Source organism: Longimicrobiaceae bacterium (genome assembly GCA_035696245.1).
Taxonomy (GTDB): domain Bacteria; phylum Gemmatimonadota; class Gemmatimonadetes; order Longimicrobiales; family Longimicrobiaceae; genus DASRQW01.
This window is the reverse complement of sequence record DASRQW010000206.1, coordinates 1-18,597: the sequence shown is the minus strand read 5'-3', so window position 1 is coordinate 18,597 and position 18,597 is coordinate 1. Positions and strand designations below refer to the sequence as shown.

The following is an 18,597-nucleotide window of genomic DNA, read 5'->3' as shown; positions in this document are numbered from 1 at the left end:
GGCCCCCACGGTCAGGTTCACGGCAGCGCGGTTGCCGCAACGCAGGGCAACTTCGGCCGCCTGCTCGAGTTCATCAACTTCCGCCTGGGTCTGCCCTGACCTGAACACGCGTGCCCGGCCCCGTCCGCTCTGGACGGCCCTGGCACGTGCAACCGACTCCGCGGCGGGTGCCGCGGGTAGAGGCGGCGCAGCCCGCGCCGCCGGCTCGTCCCCTTGCACGGGAGGACACCATGAAGAAGACCTACTCCACCCCCACGGTGACGGTGCACGGAAGCGCCGTGGAAGCCACGCAGGGAAACCACGGGCGGGCGCTGGAGCTGATCAACTTCCGCCCCGGCCACCCGTGAGCTGAAGGTCGCCCGCCCGGAACGTCTCCGGGCGGGCTCGGAAGTCCGGCACCTTCCTACCCATGAGGCCCGCATGCAGAAGAAGCCCTACACGCCGCCCACCGTCACCGCGCACGGCCCGGCCGTGGCCGTCACCCTCGGCAACGGCTTTCGCCACGTGGAGAAGATCGGGTTCCGCAACGGCCAGCCCTGACCGGCGTTCGCCGCTTCGCTGCCGCGAGTGAGCAGGCGGATGAGCATCGCGGCGGGAGGCGCGCTCCAGGGCCGCGCACGTCGCGCGGCCAACCATCTCCAGACCAGGGGAGAGAAGATCATGAAGAAGACGTATTCCAGCCCCACGGTGACCGTGCACGGCAGCGCCGTGGAGGCCACGCAGGGCAACTTCGGCCGGCGCGCGGAGTTCATCAACTTCCGCTTCGGCCCGATCTGACAAGGGTTTCGGCCCGCCCGGAGATTCTCCGGGCGGGCCGTCCGATGTCCGCATCCTCCTATCCCGCGTCCTCGATCCGCCGAAGACTCGGTTGATGTCCTACACGCCCGGCACGCGTGCTGTCACCAACCGCACGGGGATGCCGCCGTTGCTCGTCCGGAGCGCTTCCGTGAACGGCACGCCCACCTGGCCCTCCAGCGCCCTGTCCGCGGAGAGCAGCGCGAGCGTCCAGCCGGGCAGCCGCTCGCGGGCGACGCGGCCGAGCGCCGCGTACAGGTTCCGCAGCGGCGCCGACTCTCCGACGCGAACGCCGTACGGGGGATTGCTCACCAGCCACCCCGGCCCCGTCCTCGCGTCGATTGCCGACAGCGAGCGAACCGACAGCTCCACATCTTCCGAAACCCCCGCGCGTTCGGCGTTCGCCGCCGCCGCCCCGATCGCGCCCTCGTCACGGTCCGAGCCGATGATGGGTACTTCCGCCGCGGGCCGGATCGCCTCGCGCGCCTGCTCTACGACGCGCGTCCACGCGTCCGCGTCGAAGCCCGGCCACGCGGTGAAGGCGTACGCGCGCGGCGTCCGGTCCGCGGTCGCGAGGCCCGGCGCGACGTTGCGCGCGATGAGAGCCGCTTCGATGGGGATGGTGCCCGCGCCGCACATGGGGTCGAGAAGGGCCGCATCTCCCGTCCAGCCGCTGCCCAGCAGGGTCGCGGCTGCCAGCGTCTCGCGCAGGGGCGCCTTCGCGAGCGCCTGGCGGTAGCCGCGCAGGTGCAGCAGCGCGCCCGAGCTGTCGGCGCTGATGGTGAAGCCGTCGCGGACGGCGCGGACCACGAACAGCTGCGCATCTCCCGTGGCGCCGTCGTCCTCGTCCTCCACGCCCTTCGCCGCCGTCGCCGCCCCGATGCCGCCCACGCGCTCGCCGATCCACCCCAGCAGCCGCTCGGCGATGGCGCCCTCGTGGTACAGCTTGGACTTCTTCGATGTCACGCGCAGCCGCACGGGCTCGCCCTTACGCACCCACGTCTCCCACAGCAACCGCCGCGCGTGCCGCTCCAGCTCGATGAAGCTGCGCGCGCGGAACTCCGCCACCCGCACCGTCACTCGGCTGGCGGTGCGGAGCCACAGGTTGGCCGCGTACAGCTGCTCCGCCGTGCCCTCCCACGCCACGCCGCCCGCCTCCGCCACGCCCGCGATGCCCAGCGCGCGCAGCTCGGCCGCCGCCAGCGGCTCCAGCCCGGGCGCGGTCGCCGCGAAGCAGCGGTAGAGCGAAGCCGAGTCAGTCATGCGCACCGGAGATGAGGGAACGGACGGTGAACGGGAGCACGGGGGTCGGATATGGCTGTCGGACGGCACACGCGATCCCCGGCTGGATTGCTCGCCGAGGAATGCCCCCTCCCCGCCTCGCTAGGCTCGTCGACCTTCCCCCACAAACTGCGTGGGAGAGGGTTGGCTAGCTTCGACGCGCACTTGAGCTGACGTGCGATGAACGCATCGGGGTTAGTCCCCGCAGGGGGACTTTGCGCAGTCGTTGCCGCGACTTCAGTCGCCGGAGCTCGGCTGCCGGGACCTACGCCTCCAGCCCGTACTCCTTGAGCTTGCGGTAGAGCGTCCGCTCGCCGATGTCGAGCATCTCGGCCGCGCGGCGGCGGTTGCCGCGGGCTTCGCGGAGGGCGGCGGCGATGGCCTCGCGCTCCATCTGCTCCATCGTCATGCCGGGCCGGAAGACGACGGTGCCGCGCTCCTGGGGCTCCGGCTCCGGCTCGGGGAGCGGCATGGGGCCGCCCAGCTCGAAGGCGCCGGGATAGAGCGCGGCGCCGGAGACGGCAGGCAGCGCCAGCGGGTCGCGCTGCCGTTCGCGGTGGATCTCGAACTCGCGGCGCAGCTCGTCCACGTCCATGCGCAGGTCAAACAGCGTGCGCAGCAGGAACTCCAGCTGCGCCGGCGCCTGGGCCGCAACCTCGCCGCCCTCGGCCGGGGCGGGACCGGTCTCCACGCGCGGCATCACCATGGGCACCAGCGCCCGCTCGCGGCGGCCGTGGCGCACCTCGGGCGGGATGTCTTCCGGGCGGATCACGCGGCCCGGCGCGAGCACCACCATGCTCTCGATCAGGTTGCGCAGCTCGCGCACGTTGCCCGGCCAGTCGTACTCCACCAGCAGCCGCAGCGCCTCCGGGTCGATGCCCATGAACGGCCGGTCGTGCGCCGCGCTGAACGTGCGGATGAACCCCTCGATCAGCCGGGGGATGTCCGGCCGGCGCTCGCGCAGCGGCGGCAGGTCCACGCGCAGCACGTTGAGCCGGTGGTACAGGTCGCGGCGGAACTGGCCGGCCAGCACCTGGTCGCGCAGGTCGCGGTTGGTGGCCGCCAGCACGCGCACGTCCACGCGGATCACGTCCTCGCCGCCCACGCGCCGGAACTCGCGCTCCTCCAGCACGCGCAGCAGCTTGACCTGCGTGGCGGGCGGCATCTCCCCGATCTCGTCGAGGAAGATCGTCCCCCGGTCCGCCAGCTCGAAGAAGCCCTTGCGCAGCGACGCCGCGCCGGTGAACGCGCCCTTCTCGTGCCCGAAGAGCTCGCTCTCGAGCAGGTTCTCCGGCAGCGCGGCCACGTTCACGGCGATGAACGGCTTGTGGCGGCGCGGGCTGAGGGCGTGGATGCCCCGCGCCACCAGCTCCTTGCCGGTGCCGCTCTCGCCCAGGATGAGCACGGTGGCGTTCACGGGGGCGATCTGCACCACCCGCTCCAGCACCTCCTCCATCGCCTCCGTCTCGCCCACGATGCCGGTGATCTCGCGCAGCTGCTCGCGCTCGATCAGCCGGCGGCCCACCAGCGCCACCTCGTCCGCGTCGATCGGCTTGGCGAAGCACTCCGAGAGGCCCATCGCCCGGCACGCCTCGCGGTCGGTGCGCTCCTCCGCCTCCGTGAGACCGATCACCGGCAGGCGCCCCCGCTCGCGCGCGGCGGACACGATGGCGCGGGCGCGTCGCTCGCGCAGGTGGCCGGTGACGACCACGAGGAGAGGTTCGCCCAGCGCGTCGGCCAGGCTCTCGCCCGCGGCCAGCAGCTCCACGCGGAAGCCCGCCGCCTCGAAGGCGCCGCGCAGCCGCACCGCCGGCTCCAGGTCCTCGGTGGTGATGAGGACGACCTCGGCCATCGCTACCGCCCTCCCGCGCCCCGGCGCGAGCCCGTGGTCAAGACTTCACCGTCCCGCCCTTGTGGAACGGAGGCCGCACCACCTCGGCGGGCACCGCGCGGTCGCGGATCACGATCCCGATCTCCGTCCCCGGCTTCGCGGCCGCGGCGGGCACGTACGCCATCCCCACGCCCTCGCCCAGCGTGGGGCTCAGCACGCCGCTGGTCACCTCGCCCGCGGGCTGGCCGTCCACGACGACACCGTAGCCGTGGCGCGGAAAGCCGCGCTCCTTCAGGCGGAACCCGACGAGCTTCCGCTCCACGCCCGCGGCCTTCTGCGCGCGCAGGGCGTCGGCGCCCACGAAGCCGCCCTTGTCCAGCTTCACCACCCAGCCCAGGCCGGCTTCCAGCGGCGTCGTCTTCTCGTCCAGGTCGTTGCCGTACAGCGCGTACCCCATCTCCAGCCGCAGCGAGTCGCGGCAGCCCAGGCCGGCGGGGATCAGCCCGTCGTCCTTGCCCGTCTCCAGGATCTTCCGCCACAGCGCCGGCGCCCGATCCGCGGCGACGTAAAGCTCGAAGCCGTCCTCGCCCGTGTAGCCCGTGCGGGAGATGATGGCCGGCACGCCATCCACCGTGCCCTCCGCGAAGCGGTAGTAGCGGATGGAGTCCAGGTCGGCGTCCGTGAGCCGCGACAGGATCTCCTGCGCCTTGGGACCTTGGAGCGCGAGCAGGGCGATCTCGTCCGTCCGGTCCGTCAGCTCCACGCCGAAGTCGCCCGTGTAGCGTTGGATCCAGGCGAAGTCCTTGTCCTTGTTCGAGCCGTTCACCACCAGCATGTACCGGTCCGGGAAGCGGTACACGAGCAGGTCGTCCAGCAGCGTGCCGTCGTCCTGGAGCAGCGTGGAATACTGCGCCTGGCCCACCTCCAGCTTACTCGCGTCGTTGGTGGTCACGTGCTGCACGAACTCCAGCGCGCGGTCGCCGCGCACCTCGAACTCGCCCATGTGGCTCACGTCGAACAGGCCCGCCGCGTTGCGCACCGCGTGGTGCTCGGCCGTGATGCCGGTGGGGTACTGCACGGGCATCTCGTAGCCGGCGAAGGGGACGAGCTTGGCGTTGAGCGCGGCGTGCTCGTCGTGCAGCGGCGTATGCAGGAGGTTGGCGTCGGCCATGAAGATTTCACTCCGGGAGAGTCTCGGTTGCTCGGGCGCACACAACCTAACCATCCTGCCGTTATGGCGCGAGCGGCCCACGCGCCGGCGTCCGGCGGCGAGGCGAGATGGGCAAAGACGGGGTGGATCGAACGGCCTCTGTGGATGGCGGGAGATGCGGGAGATGCGGGAGATGCGGGAGATGCGGGAGATGCGGGAGATCCGGGAGATCCGGGAGATGCGGGAGATCTACTCGCGCAGAAGCCGGTGCATCTCCCACGGCTCAGAACCAAGGCACCGCGGCGGCCGATCGCCACGCACGACGATTTCCCCCTGCTGCTGCGGGCGGCTGATCGAATCGATCGACAGGGTTTGTTCGGCTGCTTCGTGCGGCTGCTCAACAATCTTGGATGGCGTGTGAGCGGGATCTGTCACATCCAGGGCTGCGACATAGACCTCACCGCTAGCCGATTCAATCCGTACGGGCGCATCCGCAAGAACGAGCTGGTCGACAAGGAAGGAGTGGGCGAGTGGATCCCAAGGTCCCGCCACACACGGGCGACGATCCTTCGGCTGCTTGAGCGGACCGATGTGGCACCAGGACAAGCGAAGTTCCTCTTCCCCTCTCCTCGCCTTCCAAATCGACGGTGGTCTCGGTACCATGCGCGCGATCTGATGCAGGCTGCCGAGGAGACCGCAAAGATCGCCCACATCGGTGGTGAGCATGCGTGGCGGCGAAAATGGTTTTCCGAAAGGAAGGACTATCTTATCGCTGACCTGATGCGGGCCGACGGGCACGCTGATCCTCGAATGGTGCAACTGTACCAGCAGGCAGATCCCGAGACGACGTACGAGGTCGTGCGCCGCCCAACCCGAAGGGTGCGGAGGGACGATTGAGCGCCGCGAAACCAGCTCTGGGGCTACAGGGAAACAGGACCCGCCAAATGAGACCCAGACCGTCCGATGCACGAAGGCCCTGCATCGTAAGTCGATGCAGGGCCTTCGGTTGTGCTAGTCGGGATGACAGGATTTGAACCTGCGACCCCCTGAACCCCATTCAGGTGCGCTACCGGGCTGCGCCACATCCCGAGCCGGTCTTCCGGGCCGTCCAGCAAGGCACGTCCCAGAACCAATAACCTAACCCGCGCCCCGCGCTTCGTCAACCCACCGCCGGGGCGGATTCGGCTAGACGACGGCGCGCAGCCAGCCTTGGAGAAGCGCCGTCTGCTCGGCCGTCGGTTCGGCGACCGGGGTGACGCGGAGCTTGGGTGCGGCGGCTTCGACCTCCACGTCCAGGGTCAGCAGCTGGTCGCGGCGGAAGAGGGTGAGCGTAACGCGGTCGCCCGGCTTGCGCTCGCGGACGCGGGCGGCGACCGAGTCCTGCGCGACCCGCAGCCCGTCGAGCGCGAGCAGCTCGTCGCCATTGTTGACGCCCGCGCGGTGGGCAGCCGTCCCGGTGAGCACGTTGCTCACGACCGTCCGCGCACCCTCGCCGCGCAGTCGCATGCCGAGCGGCGCGTCGGCCGAGACGGCGGTAGCGCCGGGCTCCGCCGCGTCACCAGTTGCATCCGTATCCGCATCGGGCTTCTGGTCCTTCGTCTCCTTCTTCTCCTGCGTCTTCAGCTGGAGCCCGGCGGCCGCGAGCAGATCGCCGTACTCCAGCTCTTCCGTGGTGCGGAGCGCGCGATCGAAGAACTCCAACAGGTCCGTTCCGCAGACCTCCGACGCGACGCGCTCCACCTCGCCTTCGGGGAAGCCGGCGTCGCGCGCGCCGAAGCGCTCCCACAGCAGCCGCAGCACGTCGTCCAGCGAGCGCTCGCCTGCGGTGGATGCACGGATCTTCAGGTCGAGGAGGAGGGCGACCAGGCCGCCCTTCTGGTAATAGGAGATCTGCGCGTTGGGCGTGTGCGCGTCGGGCCGGTAGAACTTGATCCACGTGTCGAACGACGAGTCCGCCAGCGTCTGCACCGCGCGGCCGGGGAGCGCCTGGAAGCGCGAGATGATCTCGCCCAGCTTCTCCAGATAGCGATTCACCGTGATCAGGCCGGCGCGGCGGAGCATCAGGTCCGTGTAGTACGTCGTGAATCCCTCCACCACCCACAGGTCGCGCGTGTAGTTCTCGCGCGTGTAGTCGAACGGGCCCAACGCGGCGGGGCGGATGCGCTTGCCGTTCCACAGGTGGAAGAACTCGTGCGCCACGAGCCCTAGAAAGCCTTCGTATTCGTTGCCGCGGAAGGCCCAGCGGTCCGCCAGCAGCGAGGTGGAGTTCTTGTGCTCCAGCCCGCCGTAGCCGCCCGGCGTGAGGTGCAGGATGAAGGTGTAGCCGGGGTAGGGAAGCGAGCCGAAGAGGTGCTTCTCGGCCGCGATGATCTTCTTCGTGTCGGCCACCAGACGCTCGCCGTCCAGGTTGCCACGGCCCCAAACGGCCAGGCGGTGCGGCAGGCCGTCCATCTCCCACTCGTACAGCGCGTGCGTGCCGATCTCGAACGGCGAGTCCACCAGCTCGTCGTAGTTCGCCGCGGTGAAGACGGGTTCGCCCTCCCGCTGCGGCAGCGCCGTCGTCGTGCGCCAGCCCTCGGGCGCGTCGATGCGCACCTCCAGCGGGCCGCGCTCGCGCCCCTCGGCGTACATGAAGACGCTCGCGCCGTTCACGTACGCGTGCGAGGCGTCCAGGTGGCTGGTGCGCACCGTGATCTCGTTCGCGTACACGGCGTACGAGGCGCGCAGACGACCATCCGCCGGCGCATCGACCTGCCACGTGTTCTTGTCCGTCTTCTCCCAGCGCAGGGGCGTGCCCGCGCCGTCGGCCGCCGCGAACTCCTGCACGTTGCGCGGGAACTCGCGTATCAGGTACGAGCCGGGCGTCCACGACGGCATCACCAGGCGCACGGGCCCGGCCGCGTCGTCCACCTCCACGTCCACGCGAAGGAGGTGGCTGTGCGGCTCCGGCATGCTCAGCCGGTAACGAACGGCGGGTCGGTCGGGAGATCTATCGTCGCTCACGCGCATGCCCGCTACGGGAGATGAGAAGCAGAAGACGCGCGGCCAAGCCCGCGTCGTTCGATGTCAGCCAACCCCACGGCAGATTCGCGGCCGCCGTTTCGATTCGGGAGATGCGACGCCGCGCATCCGCCGTGGGCCCGCGGGTGCGCACCGTCGTTCCACCACAGCGCATCTGCCGATGACCATCCGTAGATGCGCGTCCGAAGATGTGTATCTGTCGATGCGCAGCATCTACCGATCACGGCAGCGACGTGCGCATCTGCCGAGCCCAGGCGATGCTCGCTCCGTAGATGGAGTTCGCCGCGCATCCGCTGTTCATCTACCGAACGAGCCTGCGACCTCCTCCAGCCCGATTCGCCTTGGGCGGCGGAAAGCAGAACGCCGCACTCCTGCGCCGCCTGAAACAGGCAGCCGGGAGCGCGGCGTTCGTGTGCGGGAGAAGCCGAGCCTAGCGCTTGCTGCGTCCGCGCCAGGCGAGGCCCGCGAGCGCGCCGGCGACCAGGCCGACTCCAAGGCCGGCGGGGTTGGCGAAGCGCTTCACGCGCGACTCCTTGAGGATGCTGCCGGCCATGAAGAGCACGTTCGCGGGGCGCTCGGCCAGGCGTCGCATCAGGTACGGGTACCAGCTGTCGCCGAAGGGAACGTACACGCGCACCTTGTAGCCCTCTTCCTGGAGGCGCGTCTGGAGGTCGCGGCGCACGCCGTACAGCATCTGGAACTCGAAGCTGTCCTTGGCGATGCCGCGCTCCCACACGAAGCGGCGGGCGGCGTCGATGATCAGCTCGTCGTGCGTGGCGATGGCGGGGTACACGCCGCTCTCCAGCAGGCGCTCCATCTCCTCCACGAACTTGCGGTCCGTCTCCGCCTTCTCGGGGAACGCCACCGTCTCCGGCTCCTGGTAGGCGCCCTTCACCAGCCGCACGCGCGCGCCGGCCGCGATCTGGCCCTCCACGTCTTCCGGCGTGCGGCGCAGGTACGACTGGAGCACCGTGCCCACGTTGCGGAAGCCGTCGTCGCGCAGCTGCGCCAGCAGGTCGATGGTGCGCTGCGTGTAGTCGCTGCTCTCCATGTCCAGCCGCACGAAGATCTCGCCGTCGCCGTCGCCCAGCTCGCGGGCGCGCTGCAGCACGATCTCGATGTTGCGGCGGCACATCTCCTCGTCGATGTCCAGCCCCACCTGCGTGGGCTTCATCGACAGGTTGGCGTCGATGCCCTCGGAGGCGATGGTCTCCAGGATGCGCACCGCCATCTCGGTCGCGGCCTCGGCCTCCTCGCGCGTGCCCACGCTCTCGCCCAGGAAGTCCAGCGACACGCTGAGCCCGGCCGCGTTGAGCGTCCGGGCGGCGTCCACCGCCTCTTCCAGCGTGTCGCCGGCCACGAAGCGCTGTGCCAGCTTGCGCGACACGGGCGTGCCGGTGACCACGCGCTTGGCCGTGGGGCTGCTGCTGAGGTAGAGAAGGCTCTGCTTGAGCATGGGGTCGGTGGCTAGGTAAGAAACGTGCCGGGCGCGGAAGGCCGGCGCGGGAGTTTAGGCGTCCTCGTCTAGCTGCTTGCGCCGGATGGTCTCGTCCAGCAGCGCGCGCACCTCGTGCAAGGTCAGGCCCTCCAGCGCGGCGCGCACGTGGGCCTCGGTGGCGCCGCCGGCCAGGTCCTCGGTCTCCACGTGGCCCATGATGGCGCTCCCGGTGGCGGACCAGCGCAGGAAGACGAGGTAGCCCACCCAGGGGTGCGCGCCCTCGGCGGCCTGCTCCGCCTCGATGCCCACCGTGTACGGCTCGCCGTCCGTACCCTCGAACGCGGCGCTGCGCCCGTAGACGGCCATGTAGCCGCCCAGCGTGCTCTCGTCCGCGCCCTCGGGCGCCACGGGATTCAGCCGGTCCTCCGCGCTGCCGAAGCTCATGGCGACCCAAGGTAACTCGCCGCCCGCGGCGGGGACAAGGCGCTCCGCGGCACACCGCCGCTTCCGTCTTCGCAGCCGCTTCTCCGCGCACCCGCCCTCGCGCGGGGACGCGAGCACTTCCCCGCAATCACCCATCATCCTACGTTCCCGCGCATCTCCGCACCACGCGAATCCGGTCCTACGACGAGGCATCCATGCGCGCAGCGATCTTCCACGAGTACGGCGGGCCCGAGGTGGTGCGCATCGAAGCCGTCCCGCGCCCGCAGCCCGGCCCCGGCGAGGTGCTGGTGGAGGTGCGGGCGTGCGCGATGAACCACCTGGACCTGTGGGTGCGCCGCGGCATCGGGATCGAGACGACCATGCCGCACATCGGCGGATGCGACATCAGCGGCGTGATCGCCGAGGCGGGGCAGGGGGTGGATGCGGCGCGCGTCGGCCAGCGCGTCGTCGTGAACCCGTCGCTCTTCTGCGGGCACTGCCACGACTGCGCGCGCGGCGAGGAATCGCTCTGCGCGGAGTACAGGATTCTCGGCGAGCACACGAACGGCGGCTTCACCGAGCTCCTGGCAGTCCGCGCCGCCAGCGCGTACGCCATCCCCGACACGCTGTCGTTCGAAGAAGCTTCGGCGATCCCCATCTCCTACCAGACGGCCTGGCGCGCGCTCCTCACGCGCGCGCGAGTGCGGGCGGGGGAGGACGTGCTGGTGCTGGGCGCGTCCGGCGGCACCGCCATCGCCGCCGTGCAGATCGCGAGGCTGGCAGGCGCTCGCGTCTTCGCCGTTACCAGCGGGGCGCAGAACGTGGAGCGGGTGAGGGCGCTGGGTGCCCACGCCGTCTATGACCGCGATGCGGAAGATTGGGCAAAGGCCCTCTTTCGCGACACCGGCCGCCGCGGCGTGGACGTGGTGGTGGAGAACACGGGCGAGGCCACGTGGAAGGGCAGCGTCCGCTCGCTCGCTCGCGGCGGCCGCCTCGTCACCTACGGCGCGACGACGGGCCACCGCGGCGAGACGGACCTGCGCGTGCTCTTCTGGAAGCAGCTGGAGATCATCGGCACCACCATGGCCTCGCGCGCGGAGTTCGAGGAGGTGCTGCGCGTCATCGCCCGCGGCGATATCCGCCCCGTCATCGACACCGTCATGCCCCTCGACGAAGTCCGCGAGGCGCACGAGCGCCTGGAAGCGGGCGGCCAGTTCGGCAAGATCGTCCTTGTCCCGTAGCGCCACACCTTCCGCCACCTGTTGCCGCAATTCGGAGCACCCCGCCCAATGCTCCCCGGCGGCCTCCACGCGGCGCGGCAACTACGCATCCGAAGCTCTCCGCCGCCGCGGAAGCAGCCCGCGCAGGCGGGCTTCGTGCCGTCGTAGCCCGCGGCTTTAGCCGCCAGGGCGATCCCGCCGCCGCGCATCTTCCGATCCCGGCTCACCGGGCTCTCGAACCGGTCGGGGACATTCGCCAGAGACATCCGCCGAAAAACGAAGCGGCGCCGAATCTCCGGGAGATCCGGCGCCGCTTCGCGCCCGCCTGTTTGCAGCGGTGCTTCAGTCCTCGACCCGCCGCACGTCGGCGGCACGAGGCCCCTTCGGGTCGTCCACGATCTCGTACTCGACCCGGTCCCCGCGCTTCAGGGACTTGAAGCCATCCATCTGGATCGACGAGTGGTGGACGAACACGTCCTTGCCGCCGTCGTCCGGCCGGATGAAGCCGAACCCCTTGTCGTCCTTGAAGAACTCAACTACGCCAGTCTGTCGGGCCATGGTGCCTCCGCTGTGGACGGAACCGGTCGAGAGCCGGAGCGTCGTCCCGTCCTACAACGCCACCGGTATGTTCGCACACCGGCCTTTGCAAAGAGCGTTCCCTTCGCCGGGCAACCATCAGCGGGGCGGACGCGGAGTTCCGGTCAATTCCAAGATCGCAACCTCGGGCCGGCAGAGGAAACGGACGGGGATGTGCACCGTGCCCACCCCGCGAGACGTGTACACCTGCGTCCACGGCCTGCGCCGCAGTCCCTCGTCGTACAGCTCGTCGTGCTCCGACGGGTTCCGCAGCGCGCCCACGAACGGCATCCGCACCTGCCCCCCGTGCGTGTGGCCGCTCACGATCAGGTCCACCCGGTCGTGCCCGCGGCGGGCCCGCTCCGCCTGGCCGGGGTCGTGCGCCAGCAGCAGCGTGAAGTCCCGCTTCTTCGGCGCAGGTAGCGCGGAGAGCGTCGGCTCGCCTTCCGAGTAGTCGTCCACTCCGGCAACGCACAGCCGCGCGTCGCCCACCCGCAGGATCGTCGCGCCGTTCGTCAGGTCGTGCAGCACGGGGTGCCGCGCCACCTGCCGGTGCCACGTCTCGATCCCCACCGTGTGGTCGTGGTTGCCGGGCACCGCGTACACGCCGAAGGGCGCGGAGAGCTCGTCCAGCGCGCTCAGGACCCTGTCGAAGCCCACCGAGCTGTCCGCAGCGAAGTCGCCCGTGAGCGCGATCAGGTCCGGCTTCTCGCGCATCGCCATGCGGCACGCGCGGCGGATGAGGGAGAGCGGCACCCCCTCGCCCGCGTGCAGGTCCGTAAGCAGGGCGATGCGGAAGCCTTCGAGGTCCGCGTGCAGCCCGCGGCGGTGGATGCGCGTGTGCGTCGTCTCCAGCCACCGCGGCTCCACCAGGAACGCGTAGGCCGCCAGCGCCGCCGCCGCCCCGCCCGCCGCGAGCAGCGCGTTCCGTGCGTCGTGTCGTCTCGTCATCCCGCGCCGCGGGTGCAAGCGTCGCACCACGGCGTCCCCGGCGGCTTCGTGCTTGCAGAAGCCCCGCCACGCCCCGCATTATGGTGCGCCCGGGCCGTCCCGCCGCGCTTCCGTCACGGTAGATGGGGAGCGCCGCCGCGTTCCCCGCGCCATCCGGGCCCGAGAACCGATCCACGCAACCTTCCCGAGGAAAGATCATGGTGGACACTGCCGTTGCCGCCGCGGACGACCGCGAGCTGCTCGCCCGCGCCCCGGTGCGCGCCCTGCTCGGCCAAGTCTCGGCCGCGGTCACCGCGGGCGAGGGCGGCGTGCAGGTGGCCGACGAAGCCGCTCTGCGCGCGTCCGCCATCGACCGGCTGGTCCACGCGGCCGTCTTCGGCGAGAGCGACGACGTGCGCGACACCGCCCGCTGGCTCATCGGCGAGGCGGGTCAGGCGCTGGGCGTCGCGCCAGCCTCCATCCACGACCTGTACATGGCCCGCGGCCGCGGCGAGGTAAGCGGCTTCACCGTGCCCGCCATGAACGTCCGCGCCGCCGCGTACGACACCGGCCGCGCCCTCTTCCGCGCCGCCCGCGAGCTGAACGTGGGCGCCATGATCCTCGAGATCGCGCGCTCCGAGATCGGCTACACCGACCAGCGCCCGCACGAATACGTGGCCGTGATGACCGCCGCCGCCATCAAGGAAGGGTGGACGGGCCCGCTCTTCGTGCAGGGCGACCACTTTCAGCTCAACGCCAAGAAGTACAAGGCCGCCCCCGAGCCGGAGATGCGCGCCGTCAAGGACCTCGTCCGCGAGGCGCTGCACGCCGGCTTCTACAACATCGACATCGACACCTCCACGCTGGTCGACCTATCGAAGGACGGCCTGGCCGCGCAGCAGGAGCTGAACTACCGCCTTTCGGCCGAGCTGACCGCGTACGTGCGCCACTACCAGCCCGCGGGCGTGGACGTGAGCATCGGCGGGGAGATCGGCGAGGTGGGCACCGAGAACTCCACGCCCGAGGAGCTCCGCGCGTACATGGACGGGTACGCGCGCGAGCTGGAGCGCCTTGCGGGGCACGCGGGCGGCAAGGTCGAGGGCCTGTCCAAGATCTCCGTCCAGTCCGGCACCTCGCACGGCGGCACCGTGCTGCCCGACGGCTCCATCGCCGAGGTCGCCATCGACTTCGAGACGCTGCGCAGCCTGAGCGACATCTCCCGTCGCGAGTACGGGCTGGCGGGCGCGGTGCAGCACGGCGCGTCCACGCTGCCGCAGAGCGCGTTTGGCAACTTCCCCGGCGTGGAGACGGCCGAGATCCACCTGGCCACCAACTTCCAGAACATGCTGTACGACCACCCCGCGCTCCCCTCCGAGCTGCGCGAGCGGATGTACGAGCACTGCCGCGTGAATTTCCCGGACGAACGCAAGCCCGGCGACACGGAGGAGCAGTTCATCTACAAGGCCCGCAAGAAGGCTCTCGGCACGTTCAAGCGCGAGCTGTGGGAGCTGCCGGAAGAGAACCGCGCCGCCATCCGCGAGACGCTGCACGAGCAGTTCGCCTTCCTCTTCCGCCAGCTAAAGGTAGACGGAACGCGGGACATCGTCGCGAAGCACGTGAAGGCCCCCGCCGTCCGTCGCTCCGGCCCGTCCGCCCTGCGCATGAAGGCCGCCGAGGACGACTGGGACCTCTCCGACTGACCCATCTCTTACGGACGTAGCGGCGGATCTCGGCGCGGCGGACCGCTCCGGAGCCGGGTGGCCGGCACCTCTGAACTGCGGTGCCTGCCACCCGTCTCCTACGCGGGGGCGGTGAGCCTCCTCCTCCGGCGACACGATACCACTGTGCCGCCTCCGTCCGGGGTCTCCCCGCCCGCGGAGCAAGCCCGGCAAACCGCCGCCGGTCTTGCTCCGCTTTGTTTTGGATGATGTAATCTGTTGTAGGGGTGCGATTTATCGCATCCGCAACCCTCCTCTGCACCGGCCTCTCCCGCCCCGCCCAAACTCTTCCGCCTTGTAGGGCACGGACTGGCGTGTCCGCTCGTCCTTCCGCCCTCCCAACCTTCCCGAACCGCACCCATCCGTCCGCCGTGTCCTCGCTGGACGCGCGGTCGCAGACGCGCGCACGGCTTCATCCCTCCCGACCATGCCCGCCCGTGGCGCCGCGCGAGTTCTGCGCTACGGCCCGCGTCCTGCGAACCTCTGCCGACGCACTTCGACCGTATCTTCGCGCAACACAGCCGCGGCGGCTGATCGGCATTCATCTCCGTGAACTGGTTCCCTTGGACGCGACGCCCGCACTGGACACGACGGATTACCGCGACGGCCTGGGCCACCCGTGGGTACGCCCCGGCCTCGCGCTACTCGCCGTGCTCACGCTTGCGTCCATCCTGCTGTACGCCAAGGCCCCGCAGTCCACCGCCGAGGCAGGCAGCCGCGCCTGGATCACGCTCAGCCCGGACGCCTACACCCCGCGCATGTCCCGCGCGCGCGAGCGCCAGGTCGCCGCGCAGCAGGCCCTCGCACGCGGCGACACTGCCGCCGCCGTCACCGGCTACGCGCAGGCCGCCGAAGAAGCGCGCATCGCCCGCGGCAACACCGCGGACAGCGCCCAGGCCTCTGCCGCCACCGAGCTGTGGGCCACCATGACGCTCGACCGCGCCTCGCTTCTGCTGGCGTCCGGCGCCGCCCCATGGTGGCACGCCGACAACGACGCGCTCCTCCGCGAAGCCCTCGCCTCGGCAGAGCGCGTGCGGGCCGTGCCCACGCAGCCCGCCATCCGCGCCCGCGCCGGCGCCCTCGCCGCCGAGGCCCGCCGCCGTCTCCGCGCCGGGCCCCTCGAATGGATTCCGGGCCGATGACCGCCGCCCAGCGCGCCACGGGCGCATCGCTGCTCTTCCTCGCCGCCGCCGTCCTCGCCGGCTTCACGCTCGCGGACGCCGGCGTCGAGTACCGCACCTTCGGCCTGGTGGAAGGCCTCTTCGCGCTGCTGCTCACGTACGTGCTCGTCCACCGCCGCGCGTGGGAGCTGCGCCACACGCTCGTCGCTTGGATCGCCGTCGCCTACGGCACCATCGCGAACGCGCAGCTTCTCGCGTTGCTCTTTCCGCCGCCGGGGCTGGTGCAGTGGGTCGTCGTCGCCGGCCTCGCGATCACTGCCTGGGCCGCCCTCGGCCGCGGCACCTCCCACCGGCTGATGGTGTCGCTCGGCAGCCTCGCCCTCGTGCTCGCCGTGCTCAAGTTCTCCGTCATCCCGGCGCTCTGGCGGCAGGGCCCGGCCGCCGGCACCGGCTTCGGCCTGGGCGACCTGGCCGAGACCGGCCGCCGCATCTTCGCCGATTACCACCCCGTACGCCACGGCAGCGAGCTGATCGGCTTCGTGGCGCTCTGCTGCTGGGTGCTCGCCACGCGCCTGCTCTGGCCCTCGCGCGAACCCGCGCTCCCACGCACCTCTCCGCACGAGTCCGGCGCGGCTATCCCGCCGAGCTGAGCGCAAGCTACTGTTAGCAACCTGGGAGATGGCACACGTTCGCCGTTGCTCCATCTTTGCTTTCTCGGGTCCATCCTCACTTGATCGGGACCGACGCTGAAGCTGCAGATTGACGCGGCGCGATGCGGAGGTCATCGCGAGAAGTGGGGGCGGACAGATCGCCGAGCATAAGATCGGCCATACTCTGCAAGGCGTTGCAGGGTGGGTATTTGCGCGCGGGATGGCGGGGGTTGACACCGTTTTTGGAAGCGGTATATTTGGAGCCCTTCATGGAAGCACGGCGTGGACGGCGGCTCTCGGGGCAGCCGGTCCTGCGCTTGACTTTCGAGGTAAGGGCTGGTATATTGGAAGGCTCCGCAGCGGTTGGATGGCTGCGAACGGACTATTTGACAATTTGGGTAAGGGGAAGGGTAGTTGAGGTGGAATTCGTCGAGGAGGGATCCTCGGTGGAGAGCACCACGTGTGTGGGTATAGGGTTCGGTGGGCCGGATAAATAGGCATATCCGGTCAAGCGGAATAAGGGCGCACGGTGGATGCCTTGGCACGGACAGGCGATGAAGGGCGTGATAAGCTGCGAAAAGCTTCGGGGAGCCGCACGTAGGCGTTGATCCGGAGGTGCCCGAATGGGGAAACCCGGCGAGAGTCATGTCTCGTCATCCGCTCCTGAATACATAGGGAGACGGAGGCCAACGGGGAGAACTGAAACATCTAAGTATCCCCAGGAAAAGAAATCAAACGAGATTCCCCGAGTAGCGGCGAGCGAAAGGGGAGGAGCCCAAACCGGTCCTTCGGGGTCGGGGTTGTAGGGTCCAGGCGGGACTAGTTCCGTCTGCATGGGTCTGTTAGCGGAAGCGTGTTGGAACGCACTGCCAGAGAGGGTGAGAGCCCCGTATGCGAAAACAGACACCAGCGGATGGCCTGGATACCTGAGTACGGCGGGACACGAGGAATCCCGTCGGAATCTGGGGGGACCACCCTCCAAGGCTACATACTCGTCCGTGACCGATAGTGCACCAGTACCGTGAGGGAAAGGTGAAAAGAACGCCTGACGGCGAGTGAAAGAGATCCTGAAACCGTGTGCCTACAAGCGGTAGGAGGGGACTTAGGGTCCCTGACTGCGTGCCTTTTGCATTATGATCCGGCGAGTTACTCGTCACGTGCGAGGTTAAGCCTCTTGAGAGGCGGAGCCGTAGCGAAAGCGAGTCTGAACAGGGCGTTCAGTACGTGGCGGTAGACCCGAAACCGAAGCGATCTACCCATGGCCAGGATGAAGCTCGGGTAACACCGAGTGGAGGTCCGAACGGGTTCATGTTGAAAAATGTTCCGATGAGCTGTGGGTAGGGGTGAAAGGCCAATCAAGCTCGGAGATAGCTGGTTCTCCCCGAAAACTATTGAGGTAGTGCCTCGGAGCGTGTGTCGCGGAGGTAGAGCACTGAAAGGACGCGGGGCCCCACCGGGTTACCAACTCCTATCAAACTCCGAATGCCGTGGACATGGACTCCGGGAGACAGCACACGCGCGATAATGTGCGTGTACGAGAGGGAAAGAACCCAGACCCTCGGCTAAGGCCCCCAAGTACGGGCTCAGTGAGAAAGGATGTGGGTGTGCATTGACAACTGGGAGGTTGGCTTAGAAGCAGCCATACCTTGAAAGAGTGCGTAATAGCTCACCAGTCAAGTGCGCCTGCGCCGATAATGGTCGGGACTCAAGCTCGACGCCGAAGCCAGGGATTCTGCACTCCTACGGGAGTGCGGGATGGTAGGGGAGCGTTCCGGTAGCGGAGAAGCGGGGGTGGAAACCTTCCCGTGGAGCGGCCGGAAGTGAGGATGCCGGAATGAGTACGCGATAAACGGGGTGAGAATCCCCGTCACCGAAAGCCTAAGGTTTCCAGGGGCAGGCTCGTCCGCCCTGGGTCAGTCGGACCCTAAGCCGAGGCCGAAGGGCGTAGGCGATGGGAAGCGGGCGAATATTCCCGCACCACAGGATGTGCGTTACCACCCGCAGGGGGGACGCAGGAGTGAAAGCAGGGCCGGGCGACGGTAGTCCCGGTGCAAGGAGGTAGGCGTTCCCGGGGGATAAAAGACCCGGGTAGCCGAGATCTGATGCCGACCGGAGGATTCGTCCTCTGGGAGTCTGCGTAATCAGGCTGCCGAGAAAAGCCTCGGCGGGGAGTGCATCCTGTGACCGTACCGCAAACGGACACACGTAGGCGAGGCGAGAAGCCTCAGGTGCTCGAGTGAACTGTGGAGAAGGAACTCGGCAAAATGTCCCCGTAACTTCGGGAGAAGGGGAGCCGGCGGTACTTGAACGCCCCCTAGCGGGCGTAAGGGGAAGCCGGCCGCAGAGAATCGGCCCAAGCGACTGTTTAGCAAAAACACAGGTGTCTGCGAAGTCGTGCAAGACGACGTATAGGCACTGACGCCTGCCCGGTGCCGGAAGGTTA

Annotated in this window: 16 protein-coding genes, 1 tRNA gene and 1 rRNA gene; 8 read left to right on the top strand and 10 right to left on the bottom strand. The window is 69.3% G+C overall.

The window, feature by feature from the left end:
- Positions 1 to 230 precede the first annotated feature (230 nt).
- The 3 genes from VFE05_09760 (at position 231) to VFE05_09750 (ending at position 777) form a co-directional block, all read left to right on the top strand.
- A complete protein-coding gene (locus VFE05_09760) occupies positions 231 to 347 on the top strand; it encodes a lasso RiPP family leader peptide-containing protein (protein ID HET6230340.1) in 117 nt (38 codons plus the stop codon).
- Positions 348 to 420: 73 nt separating this feature from the next.
- Positions 421 to 540 (top strand): lasso RiPP family leader peptide-containing protein, encoded by a 120-nt coding sequence (locus VFE05_09755; protein ID HET6230339.1) that lies wholly within the window; start codon positions 421 to 423, stop codon positions 538 to 540.
- A gap of 39 nt (positions 541 to 579) precedes the next feature.
- Positions 580 to 777 carry a hypothetical protein gene (locus tag VFE05_09750; protein ID HET6230338.1) on the top strand — a complete coding sequence of 66 codons (198 nt, stop codon included), beginning with the start codon at positions 580 to 582 and terminating at the stop codon, positions 775 to 777.
- Between the two features lie 99 nt (positions 778 to 876).
- Here the strand turns inward: VFE05_09750 and VFE05_09745 are convergent, their stop codons facing one another.
- The 8 genes from VFE05_09745 to VFE05_09710 form a co-directional block, all read right to left on the bottom strand.
- On the bottom strand, positions 877 to 2,058 hold the full coding sequence (locus VFE05_09745; GenBank protein ID HET6230337.1) for a hypothetical protein: 1,182 nt from the start codon (positions 2,056 to 2,058) through the stop codon (positions 877 to 879).
- A gap of 283 nt (positions 2,059 to 2,341) precedes the next feature.
- Positions 2,342 to 3,928, bottom strand: coding sequence for a sigma-54 dependent transcriptional regulator (locus VFE05_09740; protein HET6230336.1), 1,587 nt, complete (start codon positions 3,926 to 3,928; stop codon positions 2,342 to 2,344).
- Positions 3,929 to 3,965: 37 nt separating this feature from the next.
- A complete protein-coding gene (gene gcvT, locus VFE05_09735; protein ID HET6230335.1) occupies positions 3,966 to 5,078 on the bottom strand; it encodes a glycine cleavage system aminomethyltransferase GcvT in 1,113 nt (370 codons plus the stop codon).
- 228 nt (positions 5,079 to 5,306) lie between these two features.
- Positions 5,307 to 5,783 carry a hypothetical protein gene (locus VFE05_09730; GenBank protein ID HET6230334.1) on the bottom strand — a complete coding sequence of 159 codons (477 nt, stop codon included), beginning with the start codon at positions 5,781 to 5,783 and terminating at the stop codon, positions 5,307 to 5,309.
- A gap of 289 nt (positions 5,784 to 6,072) precedes the next feature.
- A tRNA-Pro gene (locus VFE05_09725) sits at positions 6,073 to 6,146 on the bottom strand.
- A 96-nt stretch (positions 6,147 to 6,242) separates the two neighbouring features.
- Positions 6,243 to 8,066, bottom strand: a complete 1,824-nt coding sequence (locus VFE05_09720; GenBank protein HET6230333.1) for a PDZ domain-containing protein — start codon at positions 8,064 to 8,066, stop codon at positions 6,243 to 6,245.
- Between the two features lie 442 nt (positions 8,067 to 8,508).
- A complete protein-coding gene (locus tag VFE05_09715) occupies positions 8,509 to 9,534 on the bottom strand; it encodes a proline dehydrogenase family protein (protein ID HET6230332.1) in 1,026 nt (341 codons plus the stop codon).
- Positions 9,535 to 9,588: 54 nt separating this feature from the next.
- Entirely contained in the window at positions 9,589 to 9,960 is a 372-nt protein-coding gene (locus VFE05_09710) for a hypothetical protein (GenBank protein HET6230331.1), read from the bottom strand.
- Between the two features lie 194 nt (positions 9,961 to 10,154).
- Between VFE05_09710 and VFE05_09705 the strand changes: the two genes are divergently transcribed.
- Positions 10,155 to 11,180, top strand: coding sequence for a zinc-binding dehydrogenase (locus VFE05_09705; GenBank protein HET6230330.1), 1,026 nt, complete (start codon positions 10,155 to 10,157; stop codon positions 11,178 to 11,180).
- A 321-nt stretch (positions 11,181 to 11,501) separates the two neighbouring features.
- On the opposite strand, the gene VFE05_09700 is transcribed toward VFE05_09705, so the two are convergent.
- Positions 11,502 to 11,717 carry a cold shock domain-containing protein gene (locus tag VFE05_09700; protein HET6230329.1) on the bottom strand — a complete coding sequence of 72 codons (216 nt, stop codon included), beginning with the start codon at positions 11,715 to 11,717 and terminating at the stop codon, positions 11,502 to 11,504.
- 117 nt (positions 11,718 to 11,834) lie between these two features.
- Positions 11,835 to 12,686: a metallophosphoesterase gene (locus VFE05_09695; GenBank protein ID HET6230328.1), complete on the bottom strand. Its 852-nt coding sequence runs from the start codon at positions 12,684 to 12,686 to the stop codon at positions 11,835 to 11,837.
- A gap of 197 nt (positions 12,687 to 12,883) precedes the next feature.
- On the opposite strand from VFE05_09695, the gene VFE05_09690 reads away from it, so the two are divergent.
- The 4 genes from VFE05_09690 to VFE05_09675 all read left to right on the top strand — a co-directional run.
- Positions 12,884 to 14,365, top strand: coding sequence for a hypothetical protein (locus tag VFE05_09690; protein HET6230327.1), 1,482 nt, complete (start codon positions 12,884 to 12,886; stop codon positions 14,363 to 14,365).
- A 581-nt stretch (positions 14,366 to 14,946) separates the two neighbouring features.
- The gene (locus tag VFE05_09685; GenBank protein HET6230326.1) at positions 14,947 to 15,525 is read left to right on the top strand and encodes a hypothetical protein; all 579 of its coding nucleotides are present in this window, start codon (positions 14,947 to 14,949) and stop codon (positions 15,523 to 15,525) included.
- Positions 15,522 to 16,154 carry a hypothetical protein gene (locus tag VFE05_09680; GenBank protein HET6230325.1) on the top strand — a complete coding sequence of 211 codons (633 nt, stop codon included), beginning with the start codon at positions 15,522 to 15,524 and terminating at the stop codon, positions 16,152 to 16,154. The genes VFE05_09685 and VFE05_09680 overlap by 4 nt, the downstream gene beginning before the upstream one ends.
- Before the next feature lie 505 nt (positions 16,155 to 16,659).
- Positions 16,660 to 18,597 (top strand): 23S ribosomal RNA (locus VFE05_09675); the annotation flags it as partial.

Excerpts from the sequence above, each read along its gene's own strand:
- VFE05_09760 (HET6230340.1), top strand. The coding sequence starts at position 231 with ATGAAGAAGACCTACTCCACCCCCACGGTGACGGTGCACGGAAGCGCC.
- VFE05_09755 (HET6230339.1), top strand. The coding sequence starts at position 421 with ATGCAGAAGAAGCCCTACACGCCGCCCACCGTCACCGCGCACGGCCCG.
- VFE05_09750 (HET6230338.1), top strand. The coding sequence starts at position 580 with ATGAGCATCGCGGCGGGAGGCGCGCTCCAGGGCCGCGCACGTCGCGCG.
- VFE05_09745 (HET6230337.1), bottom strand. The coding sequence starts at position 2,058 with ATGACTGACTCGGCTTCGCTCTACCGCTGCTTCGCGGCGACCGCGCCC.
- VFE05_09740 (HET6230336.1), bottom strand. The coding sequence starts at position 3,928 with ATGGCCGAGGTCGTCCTCATCACCACCGAGGACCTGGAGCCGGCGGTG.
- gcvT (HET6230335.1), bottom strand. The coding sequence starts at position 5,078 with ATGGCCGACGCCAACCTCCTGCATACGCCGCTGCACGACGAGCACGCC.
- VFE05_09730 (HET6230334.1), bottom strand. The coding sequence starts at position 5,783 with ATGCTCACCACCGATGTGGGCGATCTTTGCGGTCTCCTCGGCAGCCTG.
- VFE05_09720 (HET6230333.1), bottom strand. The coding sequence starts at position 8,066 with ATGCGCGTGAGCGACGATAGATCTCCCGACCGACCCGCCGTTCGTTAC.
- VFE05_09715 (HET6230332.1), bottom strand. The coding sequence starts at position 9,534 with ATGCTCAAGCAGAGCCTTCTCTACCTCAGCAGCAGCCCCACGGCCAAG.
- VFE05_09710 (HET6230331.1), bottom strand. The coding sequence starts at position 9,960 with ATGAGCTTCGGCAGCGCGGAGGACCGGCTGAATCCCGTGGCGCCCGAG.
- VFE05_09705 (HET6230330.1), top strand. The coding sequence starts at position 10,155 with ATGCGCGCAGCGATCTTCCACGAGTACGGCGGGCCCGAGGTGGTGCGC.
- VFE05_09700 (HET6230329.1), bottom strand. The coding sequence starts at position 11,717 with ATGGCCCGACAGACTGGCGTAGTTGAGTTCTTCAAGGACGACAAGGGG.
- VFE05_09695 (HET6230328.1), bottom strand. The coding sequence starts at position 12,686 with ATGACGAGACGACACGACGCACGGAACGCGCTGCTCGCGGCGGGCGGG.
- VFE05_09690 (HET6230327.1), top strand. The coding sequence starts at position 12,884 with ATGGTGGACACTGCCGTTGCCGCCGCGGACGACCGCGAGCTGCTCGCC.
- VFE05_09680 (HET6230325.1), top strand. The coding sequence starts at position 15,522 with ATGACCGCCGCCCAGCGCGCCACGGGCGCATCGCTGCTCTTCCTCGCC.